Raw genomic sequence first — 10,795 nt, forward strand, 5'->3', positions numbered from 1 at the left:
GATGTGTATAAGAGACAGGCGTCCGCACCCGGCGGGTGTCCTCGGCGGCCACGACATCAGCGGTACGCAGCGCTTCGACCAGCCGCGACGACGCGTCACCGGGCTGGCCCAACGGGGTGGCACCCAGCAGCAATCGACCATCGGGCATGGCGCACAGCCTACGATCGTCGGAATGAGCGCTCCGACCGCTACCAGGCCCGCGGCCGTGCCGGAGCGCTCTGCTCCGGTGATCAGCCCGGGGCTGCTGGTGCCGGTCGCCGATTTCGGCCCGACCGACCGGGTCCGGGGCTGGGCCGTCACCGCGGCAGTCACGCTGTTGGCCGCGGTGACCCGGTTTTCCAACCTCTACACGCCGACCGACGCCGGCACCCCGATCTTCGACGAGAAGCACTACGCGCCGCAGGCCTGGCAGATGCTGCACAACCACGGGGTCGAGGACAATCCCGGCTACGGCCTGGTGGTGCACCCGCCGGTGGGCAAGCAGCTGATCGCGATCGGTGAGGCGCTGTTCGGCTACAACGGGCTGGGCTGGCGGTTCACCAGCGCACTGCTCGGCGTGCTGGCAATAGCGCTGCTGGTGCGGATCGTGCGGCGCATGACCCGCTCGACGCTGGCCGGCGGGATCGCCGGGCTGCTGCTGGTGGGCGACGGGGTCAGCTTCGTCGCCGCGCGCACGGCGCTGCTGGACGGCTTCCTGACGTTTTTCGTGGTGGCCGCGTTCGGGGCACTGATCGTCGACCGCGACCAGGTGCGGATGCGGATGCATACCGTGCTGACGGAAGGCCGCTGCGGCGCAACCCCGTGGGGCCCTCGACTCGGGGTGCGCTGGTGGCGCTTCGGCGCCGGGGTGCTGCTCGGCTTGGCCTGCGCCACCAAGTGGTCCGGCCTGTACTTCGTGGTGTTCTTCGCGGCGATGTCGCTGGCGTTCGACGTGGCCGCCCGCCGGCAGTACCGGGTGCGGCGGCCTTGGCTGGGGACGCTGCGCCGCGACGTCGGTCCCACGGCGTATGTGTTCGCGCTCATCCCGTTCGGGGTGTATCTGGCGTCGTACACGCCATGGTTCGCCTCCGAGACCGGCGTGGACCGCCATGAAGTCGGCCAGTCGATCGGCTTCGAGAGTCGGTTCCCGATTCCCGACGCGCTGCGCTCGCTGTGGCACTACACCTACCAGGCGTATCACTTCCATGCCGGGCTGACGAACGCCGCCGGCAACCACCACCCGTGGGAGTCCAAGCCGTGGACGTGGCCGATGTCGCTGCGCCCGGTGCTCTATGCGATCGACCAGCACGACGTGCCCGGCTGCGGCGCGCAGTCCTGCGTCAAGGCGGTGATGCTGGTGGGCACGCCGGCGATGTGGTGGCTGGCCGTGCCGGTGCTGGGCTACGCATTGTGGCGCAGCCTGGTGCGCCACGACTGGCGCTACGCCGCGGCGCTGACGGGCTACTGCGCTGGTTGGCTGCCTTGGTTCGCCGGCATCGGCCGGCAGATGTATTTCTTCTACGCGGTGCCGATGGCGCCGTTTCTGGCGATGCTGCTGGCCCTGATCTGCGTCGACATCATCAACAACGGCAGAACCCGTACCGAGGAGCGGTGGGCGCTCGGTCTGCTTGCGGTGGCGGGCTACGTGGCGCTGGTGCTGACCAACTTCGCCTGGCTGTATCCGATTCTGACCGGGGTGCCGATCTCCCCGGCCACCTGGAACATGGAGATCTGGCTGCCCAGCTGGTCGTAGCAGCGTCGCCGCGTGCGTCGTCGCGTCCTTCGTCGCGTGAGATTGCGCGCAGGGCTGCGGGCGGAACTTATCCACAGCCCTGCGCGCAATCTGAACGCGCGGGCCTCTAGATGTCGGTGCTCCTCACCACCATCGACCCATGTTCGAGGTGTTCAAGGGAACCGAGGCGCTCGCCGGCGGCCTCACTCGCGGCACCCTGCGGTGGAACTACTCCGCGCTCTTCCCCGACGTCTACCTGCCAAAGGAGGCGTCACCGACATTGCGCGCCCGTACCGTGGGCGCCTGGCTGTGGTCGGGGCGCAGGGGCGTGATCGCGGGCCGTGCCGCGGCGGCACTGCACGGCGCCCGGTGGATCGACGCGGCTACGCCGATCGAGATGATCTGGCGCAACGGCCGGCCACCGACGGGAATCATCGTGCGCAACGAACGCATCGACGCCGACGAGCTGGTCGACGTCGACGGGATGCTGGTGACCAGTCCGGCGCGTACGGCGCTGGACCTCGGCCGGCATCTACCCCGCGACCTGGCCGTGCGGCACCTCGATTCGTTGAGCCGTGCCACCGGTGTTCAGGCTCGCGACGTCCTGGTGCTGATCGAGCGGCATCGCAAGGCGCGCGGATTGCGTCGGGCAATACGTGCACTCGACCTGATGGACCCCGGCGGCGAATCGCCCAGAGAGATCTGGCTGCGGCTTCTGCTCATCGACGCGGGGCTTCCGCGGCCCAGGACACAGATCCGGGTGAGCGATGGCTTCAACAACGCCTTCATCGACATGGGGTACGACGAGACGAAGATCGGCCTGGATTACGAGGGCAAACACCACAGCACGGATCGAGCGCAGTACGTCCACGGCATCGGGCGTGCTGAGCTGCTCTACGGCCAGGGGTGGATAGACCTGCAGGTGGTGGCCGAACATAGCCAGAGTTTCATCCTGCATCGGCTGTCGGAGGCGTTCGCCCGCCGCGGCCAGCCGTTGAGATTGCGTACTGGGTCGTGAAATCGGGCCGCGAACAGCCGTAGACGCAATCTCGACGAATCGAACGGGTGTGCGATAAACTGCGGGCGTGGCGATACCGGTACAGGAGTCGCTGTTCGACCTCAGCGAACGCCGACAACTCGGTGAGGGCGCCTGGCTCGACGTTCGGCCGGGCTGGCTCTCGGAGGAAAGCAGCGAACTGGTCAGCGAGCTGCAGTCGGTGATTCCGTGGCGGGCCGAACGCCGCCGGATGTATGACCGGGTGCTCGATGTCCCGAGATTGGTGAGCTTCCACGACCTGGCGACCGGCGAAGCGCCGCACCCGGTGATCGCCAAGCTGCGCCGCCGGTTGAACGACATCTACGCCGGGGAACTCGGCGAGCCGTTCACCACGGCGGGGCTGTGCCTCTACCGCCACGGCGGCGACAGCGTGGCCTGGCACGGCGACACCCTCGGCCGCGGCGCCAGCCAGGACACCATGGTCGCGATCGTCAGCGTCGGCGCCACCCGCACGCTGGCCCTGCGCCCACGCGGGGGCGGCGCGGCCCTGCGCTTGGCGCAACACCACGGCGACCTGGTGGTGATGGGCGGCTCGTGCCAGCGGACCTGGGAGCACTCCATTCCCAAGACGGCCACGCCCACCGGCCCGCGGATCAGCATTCAGTTCCGCCCGCGCGGCGTGCGCTGAGCGAACGCGCTAGTTCCGGATCGCGTCGACCGCGGCCACCAACAGCTCGCGGGCACGGGCGGTGTCTACCGGGGCGATGGGCTCGCCCGGCCGCACCAGCGAGTTGGCGGTGACCAGCACCTGGTAGGGCCCGAAGTAGGCCGAGTAGTTGTACAGCTCACCGACGCGGGGCTTGCCCCCGGCGACGGCTTCGATCACCCGGTGCACACCCAGGGTCTTCACCCCGTCGATGTGCGGCACGTCGACGGTCTCGATCAAGCCGCGCATCGCACCCCCGGAGAAGCCGATCCGCCGGCAGGTGCGGCCCGGCTCATTGACTGAAACCGGCTCGGAGGTCTCCAGGGCGATGGTGATGAACCGGTTGCCCTGGCCTTCGGCGGCAACGGCGGCCATGTTGCCCTGCACACCCTGCGGCAGCTGCTGGCTTATGGCGAACTTCGAGCAGTCGGCGGGATCGAAGGTCAGGCCCGAGGGCAACGCGGTGCCCGCCAGCAGCTTGGGGTCGATCCCGGTGCGTGGGACGGCCTTGGCCTCGAATTCCGGGCCGAATGACGACCTGAGCTCGACTACCTTGCCGATGTCGGCGGACACCTCGGCGGGGCTGGAGCTGCAAGCGGCAAGCAAACAGACGCAGCCGATGGCCAGTACCGCGCGAAGGGTCAACATCGCAGCCAATTTACCCAACGCGACCTGCGGCGTTGGCAGCGGTTACCCCACAGCTTGGATCGCTTGGCGGCCAACCTCTTTGATCTGATCGGCGATCGCGCGGCCGAACGGCAACTGCTCCTCGCCAGGCACATCGAGCACGGTGGTGACGACGCCCGGATCGTCGCGCTCCCAGTAGGCGCCCAGATGATCGAGGATGGCGCGCATGGGCGCATTCTCCGACAGGACCCGCGCGGTGAACTTCTCAATGCCTTCGAGCCGCGCGATCACGGCCACCGCTCCCATCAGATAGGTACCGATGCCGCGGCCCTGGTAACTGTCGCCGACGATGAAGGCGATCTCGGCGAACGTCGGATTCTCCGGATCGCGGACGAACCGACCGTCGGCGACGAACGAGCCGTCGAGTTCAGTGATCACCCAGACGAAGTGATCGACGTAGTCGACCTCGAACAGGTAGTGCATCAGCGCCGGGTTCGGTATCCGGGTGGTCTGGAACCGCCGGTAGAGCGTCTCGCCGGAGAACTCGACATGGCCCGTCACGGTTCGCGCGCTGTCGCCGGGCAGCACCGGCCGCAGCAACAGTTCGGTGCCGTCACGAGCCCGGATCGGCACTGCGGTGAGGTAGGCGGCCAAGCGCTGGCGCGCGATGCGCACCAGCCGTCCCATGACCTCGGGCACATGCACCATCGCGTGGAAGGCCTGCTCGTCGCCGATCCAGCCGGTCAGCGGCGTCGAGGTGGTGACAGTGGCGGTTCGCAGGCCCTTGCGCAGCAGCGCGATCTCCCCGACCACCATGCCGGCCGCCACCTCGTTGACTACCACGGCACCGTCGTCGCCGATATGCTTGACCTGGGCTGATCCCGATGAGATCAGGAGGAATGACAGCGCCTGCTCGCCTTGCCGCATCAGTTCGGCACCGATGGGTGCCTGCAGGGGACGCAATCCGGCGGCCAGCGGAGCCAGATCAGCCGCGGAGCATCCGGCGAAGATCGCCATCTCGGCGAGGTCAGCGGCGGGTAGCGCTCCATCGGACGCTGCGGTAATCGGGTCCCGCCGCGACATCGCCATCGAAGTGCTCCGCCCCTAGTCCGCCAACTTAGGTTAACCGGCGCCCCGCAAATGTTAATGATTTAACAACGATGTAACGGCCAGGATTCGGCGTTAGCGATTCTGGCCGCTAGCCTGTGGCCGCTGACTGCGACACGCGAGGAAGAGATCATCCAATATGACCGAACTGAATCCGAAGCTGCACGACATCTACGAAGAGGTGCTCCGGCGCAACCCCGGTGAGGCCGAGTTCCACCAGGCCGTTTTCGAGGTGCTCAGCAGCCTCGGCCCGGTGGTGACCAAGCACCCCGAGTACGTAGACCGCGCCGTCATCCGGCGGATGTGCGAGCCCGAGCGCCAGATCATCTTCCGGGTGCCGTGGCTGGACGACAAGGGCGACGTGCAGATCAACCGCGGTTTCCGGGTGGAATTCAACTCGGCCTTGGGCCCCTTCAAGGGCGGCCTGCGGTTCCACCCCTCGGTGTACCTGGGCATCATCAAGTTCCTCGGTTTCGAGCAGATCTTCAAGAACTCCCTGACCGGCCTGCCCATCGGCGGCGGCAAGGGCGGGTCGGACTTCGACCCCAAGGGCCGCTCCGACAACGAGATCATGCGGTTCTGCCAGTCCTTCATGACCGAGCTCTACCGCCACCTGGGCGAGTACACCGACGTGCCGGCCGGTGACATCGGCGTGGGCGGTCGTGAGATCGGCTACCTGTTCGGCCAGTACAAGCGCATCACCAACCGCTACGAGTCGGGCGTGCTGACCGGCAAGGGCCTGAGCTGGGGCGGGTCGCAGGTCCGCACCGAGGCGACCGGGTACGGCGCGGTGTTCTTCGCCGACGAAATCCTCAAGACCTCCAAGGACTCCTTCGAGGGCAAGCGGGCCGTGGTGTCCGGCTCGGGCAACGTGGCGATCTACGCCATCGAGAAGATCCACCAGCTCGGGGGCACCGTGGTGGCCGCTTCGGACTCCAGCGGCTACATCGTCGATGAAAAGGGCATCGACCTGGAGCTGCTCAAGGAGATCAAAGAGGTCAAGCGCGAGCGGATCGAGGCCTACGCCAAGGCCCGCGGCGGGGCGACGCAGTTCGTCAGCGACGGCTCCATCTGGGACGTGCCCTGCCAGATCGCGCTTCCTTCGGCCACCCAGAACGAGCTGGACGGCAACCACGCCGCCACGCTGGCCAAAAACGGCTGCAAGATCGTCGCCGAGGGCGCCAACATGCCGTGTACCCCGGAGGCCGTCAAGTTGTTCGGTGACGCCGGTGTGACGGTGGCCCCGGGCAAGGCGGCCAACGCCGGTGGTGTGGCCACCAGCGCACTGGAGATGCAGCAGAACGCGTCGCGCGACTCGTGGAGCTTCGAGTACACCGAGCAGCGCCTGGCCGCGATCATGCAGAGCATCCACCACCGCTGCCTGGTCACCGCCGACGAGTACGGCGCCCCCGGCAACTATGTGCTGGGCGCCAACATCGCCGGCTTCATCCAGGTCGCCGACGCGATGACCGCGCTGGGCATCATTTAATTCCTTTTGACTCTGCGTCCATGGCGGGGTGCACTCGGGCACTTCTCCGCCATGGACGCAGAGTCAACGTTCTTTCGACCCCTGATCGCTTAGCATCGCCGGTATGAATCGGATTCTGGGTGCAGCCGTGTTCGTCGGGAGCGCCGCCATCGCCTTACTCGGCAGTGCACCGGCCTTCGCCGACGACGCGAGCTATCTCGCGGCACTCGACGCCAACGGTGTCTTCAAGTCCGGTCCGCCCAACGCGCGCCTGTCGGCCGGACACCGGTTCTGCAACCAGCTTCGCAGCGGCTCCTCGGTCGATCAGGTCGTCAACGATTACGTGCGTCGCCCGTCATTCGGCGGACCGTCGATGGTCGACGATCTGACTGTCAACCTGCGCCCGGTGATCGACATCGCGCAGCATGAACTGTGCCCTGACACCCTGCACTGATTCGCCGGTTCAGCTGCTGGAGGTCTTAGTCGCCGGGTTGGAACCGATGAGCGGACCGGTCGAGTATCTCGTCGATCAGCGGGATGTCGACATCGCCGTCGGAGATCACCGCCGGCTCCCACAGCCCGGCGTCCAGGTCATACTTCTCGGTGAGGAAACGCAGCCGGTAGGCCTGCTGGGCGCGTTCGAAGGTCTGCTGGGCAATGCGTGCGTTGAGCCCGCCGTTGACCACCGCACCCAAGATCGGAACTGCCTGCGCCAGCTTGCGTTTGGCCAAGCGGAAGCCGAGCGCCATGGAGACCTGACTGATCACGTTGTCCGCCTGCTGCGGCTGTAGTTGGTGCCACGTCTCCTGCCGCATCATCTGCTGGGTCAGACGCGACAGCGACGCCAAGGCGGCGGTCTTCTCCGCGGAGTTGCCGGCGGAGGAATAGGCGATCACCCCTGATGCGAACGCCTGCTCGTCGGGCTCGCGGACGTCGTAACCGTAATGCGCCGCAACCAATGCCACGATCCGGCCCATGCCGACCAGTACCGCGGTCACGTCCGCCACGACGGCCGAGGCGGCGACGGTCATGGTCGTGCCGCCGGTGACCGCGCTGGTCACCGCCGTACCGGTCACCGCCAGCGAGGACGCCGCGCCTTCGGCAATGGCCAGGGCAACGTAGCGTTCCTTGCGGCGCGGGACCGAGTGGTCGCAGTGCTTCAGGTCGAGGTTCTTGACCTCGCTGTAGGACCGCACCGTGAGGCCCTCATCGGCGAACATCGCAAAGACGTTGGCCGGTTTGACCGAATTGAGCCCGCGCTCGACCAGCACGGTGTGCAAGGCTTCCAACGCCTTGGTGGTGACCTGGTCCAACTTGCCGATTGCCGCGGTGACGCCCGGGACCCGCTCGACCCCGGAGCGGACTTGGGAGACCACGCCTTTGGCGCGATCGGCGATGCCCTGGTTCAGTCCTTCGAACCATCCGGGCGGTTCGGCGCCGGTGGCCGCCTCCAGCAGCGCGTCCCATTGCTTGCGCTCATAAGAGGACATGACCGGCCGACGGGACTGAGCCACGTCGAAAATCCTATCGCTCACCGCCGGTCGAGGGGGGCGAAGATCTAGGCCCATCGGCGAACCAAGCGGGATCTCGCCCGCGGCCACGACGGCCTGGGTCAGCGGCGGCGCGCGGATCGGGTCGTCACGCTCGACCTCTGCCAGCGCCTGCCTTGCGGGGTGAGTCCCTCCGTTGCGGCAAGGCCCTTGTCGCGCAGTGCGCTCGTCAGCCGGTTCCAAAGGGCGCACGACCCACCCACACCACATAATCGCTGACGATCGTCATTGACGGTCGTCAGTAATTACTGGTAGCGTTCGAAGATGACGACCGCCAGGGTCCCCAAGAAGACGCGATCGGCAGCCTCCGGCGTCCGGGAGGCCCGTCGACTCGAGACGAGGTCGCGACTGTTTGAGGCCGCGGTGTCGGAGATCCGCCAGCACGGACTGGCCGGCGCTGACGTCAGCGCCATCGCCACCGCAGCAGGCGTGGCCCGGGGCACGTTCTACTTCCACTTTCCGACCAAGGAACACGTCCTGATCGAGGTCGAACACAACGAGGAGACGCGGATCATCAGCGAACTCGGTGATGCCGAAGGCGATCTGACGTCGGTTCTTTCCCGACTCGTCCATTACGTCCTGCGCGCCAAGCACCGTTTGGGAGCAGAGGTATTCCAAGACATGCTCGGCCTGCATTTCTCCTCCACCCGCCCCGTCGAGAACGAATTGAGGCAGCACCCGCTCGCGGAATTCGTGGTAGACCTCATCGTGCGAGCGCAGGCCGCCAACCAAGTTCCCCAGCAAAGCGACGCCGCGGAACTCGGAACGTTCTTCCTCACCGGTCTTTTCGCCCTGTTATCCACCGGAGCCCACGATCCGACACTGCTGAATCGGTACGTATCAATGATCGTCAAGGGAATGGAGATCCGATGAACGGCACCGGAATTGACGGATACCGCGACTACTTGCGCCAGCGCGATGGAGAAGCGGACCTGTTGAATCGGCGGTTGGCCAACCGCGAGGAGTTCTTCGGTCGACTCGAAGCCAATCCGGTTCGGTCAGCGAAAGCCGTTGACCGAAAGACGTTTCTTCGCAACCTACGCAGCCGGCGACCCGATCGCGCCCTGGACCAAACCATGCTGTTCCTGCTGGCAACCGCCAAACTCAATCAGGCAGAACGTTTCGGCGTCGGACTCGGCGAGACTTACGGGCGCAACAGTGACGACAACCGGCCACCCGAGAACGTCTACCTCGAACTCGAAGAGCATTACCACACCAGACTGTTGGCCTACGCGCTCGACGTATTCGGCCTGCCATTCCAAGTTGTTCCACCGCGATTCGTCATGCGACAGTTCGTCAAGACCGGCGTATTCGTCCCCGAGCGACTCGGTTTTCTGTTCGTCGGCGCGGCCGAGATGGCCGGCTGCATCATGTTCGACGAGTTACGTCGCGCCGGCACTGCGCTGTTCGCCGACGAGCCCGAAGTCGCCGAACGCATCGAACTGCTCTATAGCGAGATTTTGACCGACGAAATCGGCCATGTCGGTTACTGCGCATCGCGCTGCACGTCGGGCGAGCGGGCGATCATGCGCCGTATCTACCCGCTGATCGGGCGACTGATCGCCCGACAGACAGCCGAGATCGACATGCTGATCGAGCCCAAGGTGCTACGCGCCCGGCTGGATCGCCCTTTCGACCTCGCAGAACTCCGTGCCGAGCTGACCAACCCGACCTACGTCGTGACACACCCCTAGCGCCGCGCCGGTCGGCTCGCTCGCCGATCCGAGCCCTTCTGCGATAGCCGACGGCATCGCGTGTTGCCAGGAGTCGTGGCGAGAACCGCCTACGAGGCTCTATCAGCAGTAATGCTCGCCGTCCGCCTTCGAATCGCGGTGAACGAAAAGTAACGCTAAGGTGAACACCGGGTGAACTACTGTTTGCCTGACGCGCCAGAACGTGTGTTGTTGTAAGCCGAGTTCGAAGGATTACTTCCCCATGTCTACTCATCCGATCTCCAGATCAATCATCGCCATCGCCGCCTTCGGCGCAGTTGCCTTCGTGGGCGCCCACAATCCGCCGGTCGCTCGCGCCGACATCCCCGCCAACTGCGATTCCCGACCCTGGGGGTTTCTGGGCAGAGAGACGCGTGTCATCTGCGATTCGCCGATCCGCCCAGACGGCTATTGGACACGCGACCGGATCATCGGGATTCCCGCCCACTATGAGAACGCGACCAGCCGCTGCTCTAACAGCGGGTACTACAGCAACTGCACGTATTACCCCGGTGGCTGGGTCAGCACCCACATATCAAGCCAAGAGACTTACCAGGTCCGCGCCGACAACGTTCTGCCCGACGAGCCAGGACACATGCCTGACCCGGCCCCGCTGCCCCCGCCGCCCGAGAATGCCACTCCCCCAAACAACTCCGGACCGGTACTGAGCAACCACATCACCCCTATCGGCCCCCAGGGTTGAGGGTTGAGATCGCGAATTTGCGGAGATCCAACCGGAGGGACAAGTAAGTGAATTAACGTCCGGTCGGTGGGCATCGACATCGACGAGTCCGGCAACCCCCGTGTCACGGAGGTCCCAAGCTCGAACGGGTAAGTCCCCTGGGGTGGTGGGGTTTCGGGACCGGGGTTGAACTGGGCGGACACGTTCGGGGTGTGTCGTTGCCGGTGTTGGGGTG

11 protein-coding genes and 1 pseudogene are annotated in these 10,795 nt (G+C 66.0%); 8 read left to right on the plus strand and 4 right to left on the minus strand.

Annotation, left to right across the window (positions count from 1 at the left end):
• Positions 1-148 (minus strand): annotated as a pseudogene (locus tag LI94_RS24635) (hypothetical protein); the annotation flags it as partial.
• A 24-nt stretch (positions 149-172) separates the two neighbouring features.
• On the opposite strand from LI94_RS24635, the gene LI94_RS17820 reads away from it, so the two are divergent.
• The 3 genes from LI94_RS17820 (at position 173) to LI94_RS17830 (ending at position 3,396) form a co-directional block, all read left to right on the plus strand.
• Complete coding sequence (locus LI94_RS17820) at positions 173-1,732, plus strand: phospholipid carrier-dependent glycosyltransferase (RefSeq protein WP_046302030.1); 1,560 nt, start codon at positions 173-175, stop codon at positions 1,730-1,732.
• Between the two features lie 139 nt (positions 1,733-1,871).
• Complete coding sequence (locus tag LI94_RS17825) at positions 1,872-2,729, plus strand: hypothetical protein (protein ID WP_046302031.1); 858 nt, start codon at positions 1,872-1,874, stop codon at positions 2,727-2,729.
• 67 nt (positions 2,730-2,796) lie between these two features.
• A complete protein-coding gene (locus tag LI94_RS17830) occupies positions 2,797-3,396 on the plus strand; it encodes an alpha-ketoglutarate-dependent dioxygenase AlkB (protein WP_024444028.1) in 600 nt (199 codons plus the stop codon).
• 9 nt (positions 3,397-3,405) lie between these two features.
• Here the strand turns inward: LI94_RS17830 and LI94_RS17835 are convergent, their stop codons facing one another.
• Together LI94_RS17835 and LI94_RS17840 are read right to left on the minus strand one after the other, a co-directional pair.
• Positions 3,406-4,062, minus strand: coding sequence for a DUF5642 family protein (locus LI94_RS17835; RefSeq protein WP_024444029.1), 657 nt, complete (start codon positions 4,060-4,062; stop codon positions 3,406-3,408).
• Between the two features lie 42 nt (positions 4,063-4,104).
• A complete protein-coding gene (locus LI94_RS17840; protein ID WP_024444030.1) occupies positions 4,105-5,130 on the minus strand; it encodes a GNAT family N-acetyltransferase in 1,026 nt (341 codons plus the stop codon).
• A 157-nt stretch (positions 5,131-5,287) separates the two neighbouring features.
• On the opposite strand from LI94_RS17840, the gene gdhA reads away from it, so the two are divergent.
• Both gdhA and LI94_RS17850 read left to right on the plus strand, forming a co-directional pair.
• Complete coding sequence (gene gdhA / locus LI94_RS17845) at positions 5,288-6,637, plus strand: NADP-specific glutamate dehydrogenase (protein ID WP_024444031.1); 1,350 nt, start codon at positions 5,288-5,290, stop codon at positions 6,635-6,637.
• Between the two features lie 103 nt (positions 6,638-6,740).
• A complete protein-coding gene (locus LI94_RS17850) occupies positions 6,741-7,070 on the plus strand; it encodes a DUF732 domain-containing protein (RefSeq protein WP_024442833.1) in 330 nt (109 codons plus the stop codon).
• Between the two features lie 25 nt (positions 7,071-7,095).
• On the opposite strand, the gene LI94_RS17855 is transcribed toward LI94_RS17850, so the two are convergent.
• Positions 7,096-8,130, minus strand: coding sequence for an EcsC family protein (locus tag LI94_RS17855; RefSeq protein ID WP_192830998.1), 1,035 nt, complete (start codon positions 8,128-8,130; stop codon positions 7,096-7,098).
• 300 nt (positions 8,131-8,430) lie between these two features.
• On the opposite strand from LI94_RS17855, the gene LI94_RS17860 reads away from it, so the two are divergent.
• The 3 genes from LI94_RS17860 to LI94_RS17870 all read left to right on the plus strand — a co-directional run bounded on the left by LI94_RS17860 (position 8,431) and on the right by LI94_RS17870 (position 10,581).
• On the plus strand, positions 8,431-9,039 hold the full coding sequence (locus tag LI94_RS17860; protein ID WP_046302032.1) for a TetR family transcriptional regulator: 609 nt from the start codon (positions 8,431-8,433) through the stop codon (positions 9,037-9,039).
• Positions 9,036-9,860 carry a hypothetical protein gene (locus LI94_RS17865; RefSeq protein WP_024442836.1) on the plus strand — a complete coding sequence of 275 codons (825 nt, stop codon included), beginning with the start codon at positions 9,036-9,038 and terminating at the stop codon, positions 9,858-9,860. The genes LI94_RS17860 and LI94_RS17865 overlap by 4 nt, the downstream gene beginning before the upstream one ends.
• Before the next feature lie 241 nt (positions 9,861-10,101).
• Complete coding sequence (locus tag LI94_RS17870) at positions 10,102-10,581, plus strand: hypothetical protein (RefSeq protein WP_036458119.1); 480 nt, start codon at positions 10,102-10,104, stop codon at positions 10,579-10,581.
• The last annotated feature ends 214 nt before the right edge of the window (positions 10,582-10,795 follow it).

Source organism: Mycobacterium sp. UM_Kg27, assembly GCF_000972905.1.
In the GTDB taxonomy this organism is placed as follows: domain Bacteria; phylum Actinomycetota; class Actinomycetes; order Mycobacteriales; family Mycobacteriaceae; genus Mycobacterium.